Origin of the sequence: Asanoa sp. NPDC049573, from assembly GCF_040676615.1 — a bacterium.
GTDB lineage: Bacteria > Actinomycetota > Actinomycetes > Mycobacteriales > Micromonosporaceae > Asanoa.
The window spans coordinates 109,179-125,255 of sequence record NZ_JBFAPI010000012.1 but is presented as its reverse complement, the minus strand read 5'-3'; the positions used below and the strand labels follow the sequence as shown (position 1 = coordinate 125,255).

The 16,077-nt window shown below is 73.5% G+C and carries 13 protein-coding genes and 1 pseudogene; 1 reads left to right on the top strand and 13 read right to left on the bottom strand.

Annotation, left to right across the window (positions count from 1 at the left end):
* Window positions 1-408: 408 nt before the first annotated feature.
* From ureG to AB0J74_RS25230, 5 genes and pseudogenes are all read right to left on the bottom strand, one after another.
* Window positions 409-1,038, bottom strand: a pseudogene (gene ureG, locus AB0J74_RS25250) (urease accessory protein UreG); the annotation flags it as partial.
* Window positions 1,004-1,741: an urease accessory UreF family protein gene (locus AB0J74_RS25245; RefSeq protein ID WP_363451980.1), complete on the bottom strand. Its 738-nt coding sequence runs from the start codon at window positions 1,739-1,741 to the stop codon at window positions 1,004-1,006. The gene AB0J74_RS25245 and the pseudogene ureG, both read right to left, overlap by 35 nt.
* Entirely contained in the window at window positions 1,741-3,444 is a 1,704-nt protein-coding gene (locus AB0J74_RS25240; RefSeq protein ID WP_363451978.1) for an urease subunit alpha, read from the bottom strand. The genes AB0J74_RS25245 and AB0J74_RS25240 overlap by 1 nt, the downstream gene beginning before the upstream one ends.
* Complete coding sequence (locus AB0J74_RS25235; protein WP_363451976.1) at window positions 3,441-3,770, bottom strand: urease subunit beta; 330 nt, start codon at window positions 3,768-3,770, stop codon at window positions 3,441-3,443. The genes AB0J74_RS25240 and AB0J74_RS25235 overlap by 4 nt, the downstream gene beginning before the upstream one ends.
* Window positions 3,767-4,069, bottom strand: coding sequence for an urease subunit gamma (locus AB0J74_RS25230; protein WP_363451974.1), 303 nt, complete (start codon window positions 4,067-4,069; stop codon window positions 3,767-3,769). Before AB0J74_RS25230 ends, AB0J74_RS25235 begins: the two co-directional genes overlap by 4 nt.
* Window positions 4,070-4,216: 147 nt before the next feature.
* On the opposite strand from AB0J74_RS25230, the gene AB0J74_RS25225 reads away from it, so the two are divergent.
* Window positions 4,217-5,026 carry an MBL fold metallo-hydrolase gene (locus tag AB0J74_RS25225; protein ID WP_363451972.1) on the top strand — a complete coding sequence of 270 codons (810 nt, stop codon included), beginning with the start codon at window positions 4,217-4,219 and terminating at the stop codon, window positions 5,024-5,026.
* A gap of 243 nt (window positions 5,027-5,269) precedes the next feature.
* Here AB0J74_RS25225 and AB0J74_RS25220 read toward each other — a convergent pair whose 3' ends face one another.
* The 8 genes from AB0J74_RS25220 to AB0J74_RS25185 all read right to left on the bottom strand — a co-directional run bounded on the left by AB0J74_RS25220 (window position 5,270) and on the right by AB0J74_RS25185 (window position 15,965).
* On the bottom strand, window positions 5,270-5,527 hold the full coding sequence (locus AB0J74_RS25220) for a hypothetical protein (protein WP_363451970.1): 258 nt from the start codon (window positions 5,525-5,527) through the stop codon (window positions 5,270-5,272).
* A complete protein-coding gene (locus AB0J74_RS25215; RefSeq protein WP_363451968.1) occupies window positions 5,511-6,608 on the bottom strand; it encodes a hypothetical protein in 1,098 nt (365 codons plus the stop codon). The genes AB0J74_RS25220 and AB0J74_RS25215 overlap by 17 nt, the downstream gene beginning before the upstream one ends.
* Window positions 6,609-6,615: 7 nt before the next feature.
* Window positions 6,616-6,930, bottom strand: a complete 315-nt coding sequence (locus AB0J74_RS25210) for a hypothetical protein (RefSeq protein WP_363451966.1) — start codon at window positions 6,928-6,930, stop codon at window positions 6,616-6,618.
* A gap of 4 nt (window positions 6,931-6,934) precedes the next feature.
* On the bottom strand, window positions 6,935-7,702 hold the full coding sequence (locus AB0J74_RS25205; protein WP_363451964.1) for a YbaB/EbfC family nucleoid-associated protein: 768 nt from the start codon (window positions 7,700-7,702) through the stop codon (window positions 6,935-6,937).
* Window positions 7,703-7,796: 94 nt separating this feature from the next.
* Complete coding sequence (locus AB0J74_RS25200; protein WP_363451962.1) at window positions 7,797-8,984, bottom strand: VWA domain-containing protein; 1,188 nt, start codon at window positions 8,982-8,984, stop codon at window positions 7,797-7,799.
* A 264-nt stretch (window positions 8,985-9,248) separates the two neighbouring features.
* The gene (locus AB0J74_RS25195; RefSeq protein WP_363451960.1) at window positions 9,249-11,801 is read right to left on the bottom strand and encodes a DUF5682 family protein; all 2,553 of its coding nucleotides are present in this window, start codon (window positions 11,799-11,801) and stop codon (window positions 9,249-9,251) included.
* On the bottom strand, window positions 11,794-12,855 hold the full coding sequence (locus AB0J74_RS25190; protein ID WP_363451958.1) for an AAA family ATPase: 1,062 nt from the start codon (window positions 12,853-12,855) through the stop codon (window positions 11,794-11,796). Before AB0J74_RS25190 ends, AB0J74_RS25195 begins: the two co-directional genes overlap by 8 nt.
* Window positions 12,852-15,965: a DUF5691 domain-containing protein gene (locus tag AB0J74_RS25185; RefSeq protein ID WP_363451956.1), complete on the bottom strand. Its 3,114-nt coding sequence runs from the start codon at window positions 15,963-15,965 to the stop codon at window positions 12,852-12,854. The genes AB0J74_RS25190 and AB0J74_RS25185 overlap by 4 nt, the downstream gene beginning before the upstream one ends.
* Between the last annotated feature and the right edge of the window lie 112 nt (window positions 15,966-16,077).

The window sequence follows — 16,077 nt, the reverse complement described above, 5'->3', positions numbered from 1 at the left end:
GGACGGGGCCTGTGCCGGCGCGGCGTCGGCGGGGTTTGTGGGGACGTCGAGCCGGCCGCTCGACGCGGTGGCCGGCGACGGCCCGGCCAGCAGGTCGGCGTCCGAGGGCGTCGCTGCCGCTGGAACCGGCAGGCTCGTGCGGTTGGCGCGCGGCTCGTCGCCGGGCGGTGCGCCGGCCGAGTCGGCGAGGTGCGAATGGCCTGGTGGCGCGGCGACCGTGGGGCGGCCGGCGGGCCCGGCCGGGACCGACGCGGCGACGGTGGGGCGGCCTTCGTGCCCGGCCGGGACCGACGCGGCGACGGTGGGGCGGCCTTCGTGCCCGGCCGGCACCGACCCGGCGACGGTGGGGCGGCCGGCGGGCTCGGCCGGGACCGACGCGGCGGCGGTGCTGCGGCCGGCGGGCCCGGCCGCGACGCGGGCCCGGACCCAGTCCGCGACGGGCGCGGCCGCCGGATCGCCGACCAGGGACAGGAAAACGGTGGGCAGGTCGCCGCGGCGGGCGGCGGCGTCGCGGGCCATGACGCCGAGGTCGGCGCCGACCAGTTCGGCGAGGTCGGTCTTGTTGATGACCAGCAGGTCGGCGGTGGTGACGCCGGGACCGCCCTTGCGCGGCACCTTGTCGCCGCCGGCGACGTCGACCACGAAGATCTGGTGGTCGACCAGGCCCTTGCTGAACGTCGCGGTGAGGTTGTCGCCGCCGCTCTCGACCAGGACGAGGTCGGGCGCGTGGCGGTCCTCCAGGTCCTCGACCGCGTCGAGGTTCGCGCTGATGTCGTCGCGGATGGCGGTGTGCGGGCAGCACCCGGTCTCGACCGCGCGGATCCGTTCGTCGGGCAGCACCCCGGCCCGCCGCAGGAAGTCGGCGTCCTCCGTGGTGTAGATGTCGTTGGTCACCACCGCGAGCCGCAGGTCGCCGGCGAGCGAGCGGCACAGCGCGGCGACCAGCGCCGTCTTCCCGGACCCGACGGGCCCACCGATCCCGATCCGCACCGCGCGGCCGTTGTCAGGACGCAAAGAGACGCACCTCCCAGGTGGCATGGTGCTCGGCGTCGACGTCGAGCAGCGGAGCGGAACCGGCGGGCAGGTCGTCTACCGGATCGTCGACCCGGCCCGCGGCGTCGGCCGCGACCCGGTCGCATTCATGGGCCAGCGCGGCGACCAGGCCGTGCACCGCGTAGGGATCCAGACCCAGCAGGCGAACGGCCGCCGAGGCGGCCCCGGTCAGTCCACCGTAGACGGCGACCAGGCCCGCCTGCGCCGGCTCGAGCCCGGCGGCGGCCGCCGCGATTCCGATGGCGGTGGGGTGGTGGACGCTCCCAAGGGCCGGCGTCCGTGCGACGCCCGCGGGCCAGATCCGGGTCGCGGCCCGCAGCACGGCGCGCCCCTGCGCCCGGGAAGCGGCCCGCAACGCTGGCGACGCCGTCCGGGCGTCGAGCCCGTCATCCAGGTCCCGCACCCGCTCCACGCGGGCGCCGCCGACACGCTCGCCCGGCCCCGCGACTGCGGTTTCCGGCGTTGCGGTGGGGTTGGCGGCTGGGCCGGTGAGGGCGTGGCAGGTGGCCGCGGCGAAGGTCGCCGACACGACGCCGGTCGTGGCGGTGCGGCCGAGCAGGAACGACTCCAGGGTCGGCAGGTCGTGGACCCGGCCGGCCGCGACCGCGGCCTCGACGCCGCCCGAGTGGGCGTGGGCGCCCGACGGGAGGCGGCCGTCGGCGAGGACCAGCAAGGTGGACAGCGACATCAGAACAGGAAGTAGCGCTGGGTCATCGGGAGGTCCATTGCCGGCTCGGGCGGAACCACCTCGCCGTCGATGCGGACGGTGAACGTGTCGGGCTCGACCTCGATCCGCGGCAGCGCGTCGTTGAGCGGGAGGTCGGCCTTGCCGCGGGCACGGGTGTCGGCGACCGGCACCATCCGGCGACTCACCGGCAGCCGGTCGCCGAGCAGCGCGTCGATCGCGGCCGGTGCCACGAAGGCGACGCTGGTCTGGGCGGGCACGACGCCGTACGCGCCGAACATCGGTCGTGGCAGCATCGGCTGCGGCGTCGGGATCGAGGCGTTCGAGTCGCCCATCTGCGCCCACGCGATCATGCCGCCCTTGACCACCAGATGCGGGCGTACGCCGAAGAAGGCCGGGTCCCACAGCACCAGGTCGGCGAGCTTGCCGGGCTCGACCGAGCCGATCTCGGCGTCGATGCCGTGCGCGACGGCCGGGCAGATCGTGTATTTCGCAATGTAGCGCCGGGCCCGCAGGTTGTCGGCCGGGCCGGGCAGCGCACCGCGGCGCAGTTTCATCACGTGTGCCGTCTGCCAGGTGCGCAGGATGACCTCGCCGACCCGGCCCATCGCCTGCGAGTCGGAGCCGATGATCGAGATCGCGCCGAGGTCGTGGAGCACGTCTTCGGCCGCCATCGTGCTCGGGCGGATCCGGCTCTCCGCGAACGCCAGGTCCTCCGGCACCGTCGGGTTGAGGTGGTGGCAGACCATCAGCATGTCGAGGTGCTCGTCGAGCGTGTTGCGGGTGTAGGGGCGGGTCGGGTTGGTCGACGACGGCAGCACGTTGGGCTGGCCGGCGACGGTGATGATGTCGGGGGCGTGACCGCCGCCGGCGCCCTCGGTGTGATAGGCGTGGATCGACCGCCCGCCGATCGCGCGCAACGTGTCTTCGACGAAACCCGCCTCGTTGAGCGTGTCGGTGTGGATCGCGACCTGCACCCCGCTGGCGTCGGCGACGCGGAGGCAGGCGTCGATCACGGCGGGCGTCGTACCCCAGTCCTCGTGAAGCTTGAAACCGCCCGCGCCGCCGCGCAGTTGCTCCCACATGGCCTCTTCGCTGGTGGTGTTGCCCTTGCCGAGCAGCAACACGTTGACCGGCCACGGGTCGATCGCCTCGAGCATCCGCGCGAGGTGCCACGGGTTGGGCGTCACGGTCGTGGCCTTGCTGCCCTCGGCCGGGCCGGTGCCGCCGCCGATCACCGTGGTCACGCCGCTGGCCAGCGCGGTGGCGATGACCTGCGGACAGATCAGGTGTACGTGGCTGTCGACCGCGCCGGCCGTCAGGATCTTCCCGTTGCCGGCGATCACCTCGGTGCCCGGCCCGATCACCAGGTCGGGGTGGACACCGTCCATCGTGTCGGGGTTGCCGGCCTTGCCGAGCGCGCTGATCCGCCCGTCGCGGATGCCGACGTCGGCCTTGACGATGCCCCAGTGGTCGAGCACGACGGCGCCCGTGATGATCGTGTCGACGGTGCCGTTGCCTCGGCTGACCGCCGACTGGCCCATCGACTCGCGGATCACCTTGCCGCCGCCGAAGACCGCCTCGTCGCCGCGCGAGCAACGGTCCTCCTCGACCTCGACGAACAGGTCGGTGTCGGCGAGCCGGATCCGGTCGCCGACGGTCGGGCCGTAGAGCGCGGCGTAGCGTCGCCGGTCCACCAAGCTCACCGGTCAGCACCTCCGGCCGGGTCGAGTCGGCCGGCGCACTCGCCGCGCAGGCCGCGCACGACCCGGTGCCCGCCCAGCGGGACGAGGTCGACGTCGCGGTCGATGCCCGGCTCGAAGCGCACGGCGGTGCCGGCCGGCACGGCGAGGCGGTGGCCCCAGGCGGCGCGGCGGTCGAAGTCGAGCGCCGGGTTGGCCTCGGCGAAGTGATAGTGCGAACCGACCTGCACCGGCCGGTCGCCGGTGTTGCGGACGGTGACGGTGACCACCGGCCGGCCCGCGTTGATCTCGATCGGACCCTCGCCGTACACGATCTCGCCGGGGATCATGGAATTGGTTCGTGGACGGTGACCAGCTTCGTGCCATCCGGGAACGTCGCCTCGACCTGGACCTCGGCCAACATCTCGGGGACGCCCTCCATGACGTCGGCGCGGCCGAGCACCGCCCGCCCCGCGGACATCAGTTCGGCAACAGTTCTGCCGTCGCGCGCACCCTCCAACAGGAAGGCGGTGATGACCGCGGTCGCTTCCGGATAGTTGAGCCGCAACCCGCGCTCCCGCCGCTTCCGCGCCACGTCGGCGGCGACGTGGATGAGCAGGCGTTCTTGCTCGTGCTGGCTCAGAAACAAGGCTCACCTCCGCGGGTACGCACGGCCAGACCACGAGCCGCGATCGTGCCACCAGAACGTTACGCACCAGTTACGCCAGGACGTGGACGGCACGCGCAACATAGCCCTCCGTCTGTCGGTCCCGGATCAGGTCGTACGCTTGGAGAAATGGACCGTCACCATCCGATCTGCCGCACCTGTGGCGTTCAGCGTGAACCCGACGCCGCCCGCACGGTCTGTCCGGTATGCGCGGACGAGCGGCAGTACGTGGGCTGGGGCGGCCAGCGGTGGGTCTCGATCACCGAACTGCACGCCGAGGGCCACCGCGGCGCGGTCCGCGAGGAGCAACGCGGCCTGTGGGGCGTCGGCGTCGAGCCGAGTGTCGGCATTGGACAGCGGGCGCTGATCGTGCCCGGCCCGGGCGGCAATGTCATGTTCGACTGTGTGCCCTATGTGGACGACGAAACGGTCGAGGCGGTCAACGCGCAGGGCGGCCTGGCCGCGATCGCCCTTTCCCACCCCCATTTCTACGGCTCGATGGTGGAGTGGAGCCGCGCGTTCGGCGACATCCCCATCTATGTGCACGAGGCCGACGCGAGCTGGGTGCCGCGGGCCGGCAACGTGGTCCTGTGGTCGGGGGACCAGCAGGAGATCCTGCCCGAACGGACGCTGGTCAACTGCGGCATCCACTTCCCGGGCGGCACGGTTCTGCACTGGCCCGGGCTCGACGGCAAGGGCGCCCTCTGCACCGGCGACATCTTCACCGTCGTGATGGACCGGCGCTGGGTGAGCTTCATGTACAGCTATCCCAACCTGATCCCGGAGCACCCGGACACCATCGTCCGCGCGGTGTCCCTTGTGGACCCATTGCCCTACGACACGGTGTACGGCGGGTGGTGGGGCCGGGTCGTGTCCGGTGGCGCGAAGGACCGCGTCCGCCGTTCCGCGGACCGCTACCTGGCCCACGTCGGCCGCTGAACCGCCTGCCTCGTAACGGCTGCGCCGCGGCCGTGTTGCCTCCCGCTGCCTCCGGGGCCCCCGTCGCCCGAGTGCGCGGAGGCCTGCTGCGGCGAACAGCACGCGGCGCGGCGTGCGCCCTGCCGAAGACCCGCTCCGGCAAGATCCTTCGCCGGACCATGCGCGACCGACGCTGGCGACCTGCTCGCGACGCGCGACGAATCGCTCGCACCGTTCGCCGCGCGCGGGTGAGGTGCCGCCGATTCAGCGCCCGCGGCGGCGCTTCGGGGCGCGGTGCCGCCAGGTCAGGAAGAACGCGATGCCTCCGGCGACGCCGACGACCGCCCCGATCGCGAGCGCCGGGCCGGCGTCGACTCCGGTGCCGACGAGGACGGCGAAGATGACCAGCAGCACCGCCAGGGTGACGGTGATCGCCGCCAGCACCGCGGCCGTGGTGGGCATCCGCTGCCGGACGCGGCGGGCCGCTATCCGCTCCGGCTTGCCGTCATCGGTTGGGGTCAAGGCGGCGATCCAGCTCCTCGTCGGACATCTTGTCTCCGGAGTTGTCGAAGCCCCGCTTGATCTCGTTGGCGCCCGTGTTGGCGAGCTTGTCGGCAGGGCTCAACCAGGTGCGGAAGTCGGTCGCCGACTCGCGCAGGGCCCGGCTCGAACCGACCCAGCCGCTGATGAACCGGCCGTTGGGGCCGCGGAGCTGGAAGGACGACTGGACGCGGCGCATGATCCGCGGGTGCATCTTGAGCAGCACCTGGCGCAGGCGGTTGAGGATCAGCGTGACCTTCTGGATGAAGGTCACGCCGCGGGCGCCGGCGACGGCACCCTGCGCGGTGGTGGCCGCTCCCGCGGCGGCCGTCGACGCCCCGAAGGTCGGCACGGCCGCGGCCAGCGCCGGGATCCAGGTGATGATCAGCCATTCGACGAACGTGGCCATCAGGCCGATCACGAACGCCTGGGCAACGTCCATCAGCAGCTTGGCCGTGTTGAGGATGAAGACCAGCTGCTGCACGTCGCCCTGGATGCCCTCGACGCCGCCGGCGAACTCCTCGAGCCGCGCCCGGGCGGCGTCAGCGGCGGCGCCCTGCCAGCCGACCAGGCCCTCGCGGGTGGCGGCGAGGATCTCCTGGGCGAGCGGAGCGAGCGCGTTGCCGACCCGCTCCCACTTGGCGATCTCGCCTTCCATCCGCTCGGGGTTGCCGGTGACCAGGCCGAGCAGGTCCTCGAGCGGCTGGATGACGTCGATCAGGAACGTCAACCCGGCCGAGAGCAGCGCGTTGAGCGGGTCCACGGCGTACATCGCCACGTTGATGCCGAGGTCGCCGACCGAGCCGGCGATGTTGAACAGCTCGCCCCAGTCGCTCTCGCCGTTGACCATCTTCGCGGCGCCGGACACGGCCTGGGGGAGGCCGGCGACGCCGGCAACGTCTTTGACGGGGTCGAAGCGCAACACGTCGTAGCCGCCGACGCTGACCCCGCCCGAGCCGCCATAGCCGTCCCAGTCGCCGTGCACGTCGACGACGCCGGTGTTGGTGCCGTGCTGCTCGGGCAGGTCGTTGGTGACGTCGCTGTCGTTGAGCTGGTCGGTCATCGCCCGCTCAGCTCAGCAGCTCGCGGATCGACTGCAACGCCTTCTCGATCTCCTGATCGGTCTGGCGGTAGTTCTGCGCCGTGCAGTCGAGCGCGTCGACCCGGTCTTGCAGCGCCTCGCCCATCATCGACAGGTGCTCGTAGGTGTCGTCGGCGTACTTCCAGTACCAGGCGGCGAACGGCGCACCGACCAGACCCCAGATGTACCACTCCGGGTTGGCGTCCTCGGCGAGCGTGAGGATGTCGGCCGCGCGTTCGCGAAGCTCGGCGAGCTGTGACCGGCACTGCATGATCTGGTCGGGATCGGTGCGGAAGCCTTCCACGTGTTCAGCTCCGGTGCTGGTCGTCGGGTTCTGCGGGCTTTTCCTGGTATTGGGCGACCAGCGAGCGCACGTCGAGCCGCGGGCCGGTGAGCTGCTGGACCCGCTCGGCCATCAGCATCGCCGCCCGCGCGGTCGCGGTCATCACCGTGGTGTGCACGATGCCGGCCAGCGTCGCCGGATCGTGTTGGTATTGGTCTGTCCCGATGTGCACCGACATCAGTTCGCCACCGGCGCGCACCTGCGCGGCCACGCCACCGTCGTCGGAGCGCGCGGTCGCGGTCAGTTCGGTGAGCTCGGCACGCAGTTGCGCGTACCCCTGGAGCTGTCGGCGTGATTCTTCGCCGACCCGGCGCAGCACCTCGTCGGTGCGCCGGCCCTCGTCGTCGACGGCGCCGTCGGCCGGAATCTCGTCGAGATTGGGCGGCTCGGGCTGGGGCATGTCGGGCAGTGCGCCACCGAGCAGGTCTGGCAACTCGGCCCGGCCCCGCCGCACGGTGCGGATCGTCTCGGTCATCGTGCCGGTCGCCTCGGCGCTCGCATGCCGGGCGGTCTCGACCACCAGCGCGCCGAGCCGCTCCGGACTGTAGCGGTAGGCGGCGCGACCGAAGCCCAGACCGACGATGGCGTTGCCGGGCCCGGCGGTGACCTCGACGGCGCCGTCGGAGGTGGAGACGGTCGCCGTGGCAGCGGCCACCGCTTCGCGCAGCGCGTCAACCGTCTGTTTGAGCTCCGCCGGTGGTAGCGGCTTCTGTATGGCGTCGAAGGCGCCCATCAGACCCCCATTCCGCGTGCGCCGGAGGGGCAGCCGCTGAGCCCGAGACGGCTACCCAGATTGCTGGGACCCTAGCACCGATCGTGACTGGTGTTCAGCTTCCGTGTGCGCCCCGTGTCGCCTCCCGTTCCGCGAATGCCCGCAGGTCGTGCCGCTGGATCGCGGCGGCCATCAGCTCGGGGAAAAGGTCGGGCGTGCACGCGAACGCCGGCACTCCCAGCGACGACAGCGCCGCCGCGTTGTCGTGGTCGTAGCTCGGTGCCCCGTCGTCGGAGAGCGCGAGCAGCGCGACCACCTGCACGCCCGCACCGACCATGTCGCCGACCCGCTTGAGCATCTCGGCACGCACGCCGCCCTCGTAAAGGTCGCTGACCAGCACGAAGATGGTCTCCCGGGGCCGCGTGATCAGTCGCTGGCTGTAGGCGATGGCCCGGTTGATGTCGGTGCCGCCGCCGAGCTGCGTGCCGAACAGCACCTCGACGGGGTCGTGCAGGTGCTCGGTCAGGTCGACGACCGAGGTGTCGAAGACGACCAGCGACGTCTTCAGCGTGCGCAGCGAGGCCAGCACGGCCGCGAACACTCCGGAGTAGACGACCGACGAGGCCATCGACCCGGACTGGTCGACACAGAGGATCACATCCCGTTGCACGGCGTTGCCGCGCCGCCCGTACCCGATCATCCGCTCCGGCACGATGGTGCGGTATTCGGGCTGGTAGTGGCGCAGGTTGACGCGAATGGTGCGGTTCCAGTCGATGTCGCCGTGCCGGGGCCGCTCGATCCTGCTGGCCCGGTTGAGCGCGCCGCTGACCGCGGCCCGCGCCTTCTGGGCGACGCGTTTCTCCAGGTCGTCGACGACCTTGCGAACCACCTGGCGGGCCAGGTCGCGGGTCTTGTCGGGCATCACCGAGTTGAGCGAGAGCAGCGTGCCGACCAGGTGCACGTCGGGCTCGACGGCGGAGAGCATCTCGGGTTCGAGCAGCAGGCGGGTGAGGTTGAGCCGCTCGATCGCGTCGGTCTGCATCACCCGCACGACACTCTGCGGAAAGTATTCGCGGATGTCGCCGAGCCAGCGCGCCACGCGTGGAGCCGAGGCGGCCAGGTTGCCGCCGCGGCCTTTGCCGTCGGCCTCGCCGCTGCCTTCGCCGCCGGGCCCACGGTCGTAGAGCGCGGCCATAGCGGCGTCCATGGCGGCGTCGCGGCCGTTGGGCTGGCCGAGTGATTCGTCGGCCGGTTCGCCGAGCGCCAGCCGCCACCGCCGCCGGCGTTCCTCGTCAACGCTCATCGGGCTCTCCGGTGGGATGGCGTCGCTGGCGCGTGGGTCGTCGGTGGCGCGTTGCGGACCGGGCGCTGCGCGCGCTCGGCGTAGAGGCATCGTCCCCGCTCTGTCTGGCGTTGCCTGCATCCGGCCGGCCGTGGCCCGCGGTCGGCGCGGGGTTTCCGGCGGCCGGTGTGCCGTAGCCCGCGGTCGAGGCTGTCTCGCGCGGGCCGCTTGCCCGACGGTGGTCCTGTCGCCGGTGGCGTTGGCCGGGTGGGCTGGGTGTGGGTGTCATCCGATCCTCCTTCCCAGGAGGGCGCTCAAGGTAGGGAGGGAGAGGGCCGCTGTGTCGCGGTCGAGGACGGCCGTGGTGGTGCGGGTCGCGGTGGCGCCGCCGGCGATGCGTTCGCCGATGCCGCGGCGTTCGCCCGTCGCGAAGGTGCCGAAGGTGCGGCGGAGGAGGGGGAGCACTTCGGTGAAGGCGTCGGGCGGGATGGCCGCCAGCCAGTCGTCGACGAGCGAAAGCAGGGCGTCGTCGTGCATCAGGAGCAGGCCACCGCCGGCGAGGAAGCCTTCGACCCAGGCGCCGCCGGTCGCGGCCGGGACGCCCACGGTCAGGGCGCGGCCGAGCCGGCGGCCGGCCTCGTCGGCGGTCAGCCGGCCGGCGTCGTGGAGTAGGCGGGTGAGCCGGCCCGCCAGCAGGCCGTGCAGGTCGTCGCGGAGGGCCAGCGCGGCGAGGGTGTCGAGCCAGCGGGCGCGCTCGGTTTCGTCGCCGAGCAGCGCGACGGCGGTGTGGACGGCGTCGATGTGGTCGCGCAGCGCCGTGGCGGCCTCGTCGGAGAGCGCGGACGCGGCCGGTGGCAGGGCGGCGTAGACGCGCGCCAGCAGGCCGCGGACCACGGCTGCCACGGCGGCCACATCGGAGCGGCGCACGTCGCCGTAGCGGACCGTGCGGGCCAGGGCCGGAATCGCGGCCATCAGGTGGGTCACGTCGGCGTCTTCGGCGGCGCGGGCGTCGAGCGCGCGCAGGACCGCCGGTCGCGCCGCGGGCAGGTCGGCGAGCAGGCAGGTCTCGAGTTGCGCAGTCACCTCGGCCAGCGTCGTCGCCTTGGCCACCGCGGCGGTGACCTGGGCGGTGGCGGCCGCGACCACGGTGGTGCCGAAGCCGCTGGCCTCCACCAGCCGGATGGAGAACTCCGGCTGCCAGCGCAGCGACCACTCCTCGCGGAAGGTACCCGTGCTGCCGCGCCGCTCGTCGGGCTCACCCCACGGCACGTCGAGGCAGCGCAGTTGGTGCAGCAGGTGGCTGCGCGCCAGGTCGGTGTCCTTTCGCAGGTCGAGGTCGAGCGCGCGGTCGAGCGCGGAAGGCTTGAGCCTGGCGGCGCGCTGGCGGGCCTCGAGGTCACGGGCGAGTGGGACGGTCGGCACGCCCTCGGGCACTTCGCCGAGCCGCTCGCCGACCACCAGGCGCCGGCCGATCAGCTGCAGCCGAAGGTCGTCGCCCTCGCAGAGCACGGCGCCCGCGGCGTCGGTGACCTCGGCCAGGCCGGCCAGCGGGCGCCCGCGCATCGTGGCGAGGGCCTCGGCCAGCCGGGTCGCCTCGATCACGTGGGCCGAGGAGGTGTCGACCCCTTCCTCGCGCAGCACACCGGCGGCGGCGACCAGCCAGCGCGGCACGACCTCGTCGGTGGTGGTGAAGAGGTGGTGGTACCAGCCGGGCGAGTCGACCCCCGCGCCATAGCCCTGCCAGGACGCCAGCCGCCCGTAGGTCCACGGGACCCAGGTGAACCGCACCTTTCCGCGGCGCCGGCCGCCCTTGAGTAGGGCGGCGTCGTGTGCCGCGGTGAACTTCGCGCGGAGCGCGGGCACGTGCCAGGCGCCGCAGACGACCGCGATCTCATTGTGGTTGCGGCGTTCCTGCCGCAGCACGGTGCGCATGTGCGCTTCGCGCACGAGGTCGTAGGGGTCTTCCAGCGCGCCCGTCCGGACCTCGGTCATCGCCTCTTCGATGGCCTCGAACGCCGGTGCCCGGCGATGCTCGACCACGTCTTCCCACCAGCGCTCGGGGTCGTCGTAGCCGGCCGCCGCCGCCAATTCACCGATCGGGTCGACGGGCCGCAGTACCGGCGCCGGCGGACCCGGTTCCGGCCCGTCGTCGGCCAGGTCGTCAGGGTCGGCGTCGCCGTCTGAGGACGCTTCGGTCGGAGCCGGACCTTCGGCACCCGGATGTCCGCCGGGCTCTTGCGAGGCTGGCCCTTCGCCTGGCCGCTCGGCCGCAGGCAACCCGCCGGGCAATCCAGGGCCGGGCGCTTCGCCTGGCCGCTCCGGTGCGGGCAACACGTCGGGCCGTTCAGGGCCGGACGTTTCGTCTGGCCGCTCGGGCCCGGGCAACCCGCCGGGCCGTTCGGGGCCGGGGGTTTCGTCTGGCCGCGCTGACGAGGGGTCGGGACCGACTCGCTGAGGCGCGGCCTCCGCGTCGGGTGCGTCGGGTGCGGGGGTCGCGGCCGGGTCGGGGATGGGCTTGCGGGAGGTCAGGCGGTGGGCGAAGGGTAGGTCGAAGAAGCGGACCGGGACGTCGTTGGCCACCGCCCAGCGGATCGCCTGCCACTCGGGGGAGAAGACCGCGAACGGCCAGAACGCCGCGCGGCGGGGGTTGTCGGCGGCGTAGCCGAGGAGGGCGACGGGTGGTTGGAGGCGGTCGTCGGCGACCCAGGGGATCAACTCGTCTGCCTCGGGTGGGCCTTCGACGAGCAGGATGTCGGGGCGCTGCTCCTCCAGCGCGCGGATGACCGCACGGGCGGAGCCGGGCCCGTGGTGGCGGATGCCGTAGTAGCGCTCAGGCATCGCGGGCGGCTCGGTAGAAGTCGGCCCAGCCGGGGCGCTCGCGGACGACGGTCTCCAGGTATTCGCGCCACACGACGCGGTCGGAGACCGGGTCCTTGACCACGGCGCCGACGATGCCGGACGCGATATCGCCCGCACGCAGGACGCCGTCGCCGAAGTGCGCGGCCAGCGCGATGCCGTTGGTGACGACGGAGATGGCCTCGGCTGTCGACATGGTGCCGGTCGGCGACTTGAGCTTGGTGCGGCCGTCGTCGGTCTGGCCGCCGCGCAGCTCGCGGAAGACCGTGACCACCCGGCGGATCTCGTCGAGGGCGGTGGTCGTCTCCGGGAGGTCGAGCGAGCGGCCGAGTTGCGCCACGCGCCGGGTGACGATGTCGACCTCTTCGTCGACGGTGGCGGGGACCGGCAGCACCACGGTGTTGAAGCGACGCCGCAGGGCGCTGGAGAGTTCGTTGACGCCGCGGTCGCGGTCGTTGGCGGTCGCGATGACGTTGAAGCCGCGCTGGGCCTGGACCTCGGTGTTGAGCTCGGGGACCGGCAGCGTCTTCTCGGACAGGATGGTGATCAGCGCGTCCTGGACGTCGGAGGGCACCCGGGTGAGCTCTTCGACGCGGGCGATCGCTCCGGTCTCCATCGCTCGCAGCACCGGGCTCGGGACCAGCGCCGCCGGCGACGGGCCCTCGGAGAGCAACCGGGCGTAGTTCCAGCCGTAGCGGATCGCCTCTTCCGGCGTGCCCGCGGTGCCCTGGACCAGCAGTGTCGAGTCGCCCGAGATGGCCGCCGCCAGGTGCTCGGAGACCCAGGTCTTGGCCGTGCCGGGCACGCCGAGCAGCAGCAGCGCGCGGTCGGTGGCCAGGGTGGCGACCGCGACCTCCATCAGCCGGCGGGAGCCGACGTATTTGGGGGAGATCTTGCCGCCGTCGCCCAGCAGGTAGGTGACCACAGCCTGCGGCGACAGCCGCCAGCCCGGCGGGCGGGAGCGGTCGTCGTCGGCGGCCAGCGCGGCCAGCTCTTCCGCGTAGAACTGTTCCGCGTGCGGGCGCAGGGCGGTCATGCGAACTCCTCGATCATGTCGTGGCGGAAGCCGAGCACGGCGGCGAGCTGGGCGAGGTAGCGGGCTGAGCGGCGGCCTTCGGGCAGGCCGTCAAGGGAACGGACGAGCGCCTCGACCCGCCCGACGAACGACGTCGGCATGGCCGGCATCGCGAGCCGGCACAGCTCGGAGAGCTGCCAGGCATTGTCGAGTGCCAGGGCGGCCATCGCCCGCAGGGCGGCGGCCGCCAGCTCCTCGGACCAGTCGTCGGCACAGAAGTGCAGTAGCCGGATGCCGGCGGCGGTGTCACGGCGCAGGGCGGCGGCCACACGGCGCCCGCGCTCGGCGCCGGGCAGCACCTCCAGCAGCGGCCAGGTCAGCCGCTCGCCGAGGCCGTCGTCGCCAACGCCCGCGCTGCCGGTGTCGACGAGGTCGAGCAGCGCGGCCGCCCACGCCGGATCGCGTTGCGCGGCGGTGGCCCGGGCCAGGCCCCGCAGGAGGACGGGCTGCCAGCCGTCGGCCACCGGCAGCGCGAGCACGCCGGCCGGGTCGCTGCCGGTCAGCGATGCCCAGAACGGCAGCGGTGTGGCCGAGACGATCTCTTCGAGCAGCCAGGCACCGAGCCCGACGCCGCGCGGCGGTGACGGGTCGACGTCGTCGCGCAGCATCGAGCCGTCGATGCTCGCCGGTGCCATGACGGTCAGCGCGCCGTCGGCGAAGTGGACACTCGCGGCGGTGCGCTCGGCCATCCGGCGGCCCAGCGCGGAGCCGGGCAGCTTGCGCAGCAACTCCGCGGCCACCTGCCGGATCTCGCGCCGCCGGTCGTCGAGGGCGTGCTCGATGAGCGCCTCGTCGCGGGCGGCGAGGCCGGTCTCGAGAGCGCCGAGCAGCAGCACCCTGTCGTGCGGCGGCTCGCCGTCGAACGTCTCGGTGAGCAACTCGAGACCCTTGGCGGGGTCGGTGGAGCGCAGGGCGACCAGATAGGCGAGGCGCTCGCCCGGCGTGCCGGTGAGCCAGTCGTGCGGGTCGGTGTCGACGGCCTCGCCGCCCACGTCGCGGAAATAGCGCCAGTCGGACTGCCGCTGGGCCAGCCAGTGGCCGCGGCGCCCGGTGACGGCGCCGAGGGCCGGGCGCAGTGCCGTGTCACGGCGGCCCAGGTCGAGCAGGATCGGCAGCGTCTCGGGCGGCACCAACAGGTGCCGCCGGCCCGCCTCGATCAGCCATTGGCCCAGCACCGCCCGCTGCGCGGGGCCACCCCAGCCGGTCGCGCCGTCGGTGAGCAGCAGGTCGAGCCGCGCGGCGGCCGGCTCCGGCACGACCGGTCGGCTCTCGTCGGGAGCGGGCGCGATCGTCGGCCGGCCGGCCAGCGGCGTCTCGCCGGCCCGCCGATAGGTGAGCGCCACCGCGGCCGCTTCGAGCAGCGATCGCGCGGACTCACCGGACCCGACCCACCGCCCACCGGACCGGGCGCCATTCGCGTCGTCGCCCGCGCCCGGATCTTCGGCATCGGCGGCCCGCCGGCCCGGCAGATCCGGTGGGGCCGGTGACCCGGTCGGGGCGGGCGATCTCGACTCGGGCGCTGCCGGCCCGTCGGTTGCGACGCCGAACGGGGGACCGGGGCTGTTGTCGGGGCCCGGGTCGTGCGGATCGCGGGAGACCACGAGGGACAGGCGGTGGCCGTCGGCCAGGTCGAGGTGGTCGGCCGACCAGGGGCGTCGAGCGGTGCCGACCAGCGCGGCCGACAAGAGGTCGGGCGGCAGTTCCGGCGGGCCGGCCGGCGCGACGCGGGGTTCGCCGGGCGTGGCCGGGACGTGGCGGCCCTCGGGCCAGGCGGCGAGCGGTCGGAAGCCGGCGTGCCCGTATTCGCCGGCGACCACGACCGGGCGGGCGCCCGCGGCCGCGACCAGCCACCATGGGCGGTCGTCGTCGGGGTGGAGGGCGACGGCGTCGCCGGCCGGGTCGACGAGGAGCGCGCCGTCTTCGCTGGGTGCGACGTCGGCCAGGAGCATCGGGGTGGACTCGCGCCACGGCTCGGCCGCCACCGCGCGGCCGTGCTCGGCCACCGCGGTGCGGACGGGCAGGGCGCCGGTCGGGGCGTCGAGCGTGCGGACCGGTTCGCCGTAGCGGGCCTTGACCAGGGCGCGCCGCGGCACCGCGGCGGGGTAGAAGCAGAGGCCCGCGTCGACCGTGGTGCCGGGCTCGAGATCGGCCGCCAGCGTCTGGCCGACCGGCGCGAACGTCAGGACCAACGCGAACCGGCCCGACCGGCGGCCGCGCAACCAGGTGCGGCGGCTGGTCAGGCGATCGTCGGCGGTGTCGATGCGGCCCAGGACCTCCCAGCGGTCACGGATCTCGGGCTCGGCCAGCACGTCGTCGGCCGCGACCGGGTAGCCGACCCGGGACCGGACCGTCGCGGCCAAACCCGGTGGCAGGGCCGGGAGGCGGCCGTGGGCGACGACCAGGAGGCGCAGCAGGGCGAACTCGCCGAGCAGCCGGTCAGCCCAGTTGGCGCCGACGCCGACGACCCAGCCGAGGCGGCGGACGGCGCCCGCGATGGCGGGCGCCTGGGCGTCGACCAGGCGGGCGGCCATCGTCTGGAACGGGCGGTAGCCCGCCTGCTCGGACGCCGCCAGACCCTGCTCGATCTGGTCGGCCAGCCAGCGGTCGAGCTCGACCAGGCCCGCTTCGACGCGATCGGCGCGCTGCTTGACCCGCTTCTCGGCGGCGACCGGGTCGGCCAGGCCCTCGCCCGGGGCACGCGGAGCCCGCGCCGCCCGCCCCTCGGCCCGCTGGGCCCGCGCGGCCCGGCCGGCCTGCCACTCGGCGGCCCATTCGGGTGGTTCGGCCTCCTCGGGGACGCCGCCGTTGGCCCAGCGCAACAGCAGGCCGAGGGCGTGTTTGCAGGGGATCTTGCGGCTTGGGCAGGTGCACCGGTAGGCAGGACCGGTCAGATCGACACAGACCTGATAAGGCCGGGCACCGGACCCACGGCACAGGCCCCAGAGCATGTCGTCGAAGCGGCCCTGACCGGCCCAGTGGGCAGCGGTGATCAGGCCGCGGGCGCTCTTGGCCGCACCGTGGTCGGGCGCGAGCGAGAGCACCTTGTCGGGGGACCAGCGTTCGACGGACACGCGAAAACCTTAGAACTCATGTACGACGAATTTTGGTGGCCTGTGGATAACCCACGACACCAAACCTTATCCACAGGCCAGGGGGGTGCGGACTTTCGCGACCGACCAGCCC

Coding starts and splice junctions, on each gene's coding strand:
- AB0J74_RS25195 (WP_363451960.1), bottom strand. CDS start 11,801: ATGCCTGAGCGCTACTACGGCATCCGCCACCACGGGCCCGGCTCCGCC.
- AB0J74_RS25190 (WP_363451958.1), bottom strand. CDS start 12,855: ATGACCGCCCTGCGCCCGCACGCGGAACAGTTCTACGCGGAAGAGCTG.
- AB0J74_RS25225 (WP_363451972.1), top strand. CDS start 4,217: ATGGACCGTCACCATCCGATCTGCCGCACCTGTGGCGTTCAGCGTGAA.
- AB0J74_RS25235 (WP_363451976.1), bottom strand. CDS start 3,770: ATGATCCCCGGCGAGATCGTGTACGGCGAGGGTCCGATCGAGATCAAC.
- AB0J74_RS25215 (WP_363451968.1), bottom strand. CDS start 6,608: ATGACCGACCAGCTCAACGACAGCGACGTCACCAACGACCTGCCCGAG.
- AB0J74_RS25200 (WP_363451962.1), bottom strand. CDS start 8,984: ATGAGCGTTGACGAGGAACGCCGGCGGCGGTGGCGGCTGGCGCTCGGC.
- AB0J74_RS25245 (WP_363451980.1), bottom strand. CDS start 1,741: ATGTCGCTGTCCACCTTGCTGGTCCTCGCCGACGGCCGCCTCCCGTCG.
- AB0J74_RS25205 (WP_363451964.1), bottom strand. CDS start 7,702: ATGGGCGCCTTCGACGCCATACAGAAGCCGCTACCACCGGCGGAGCTC.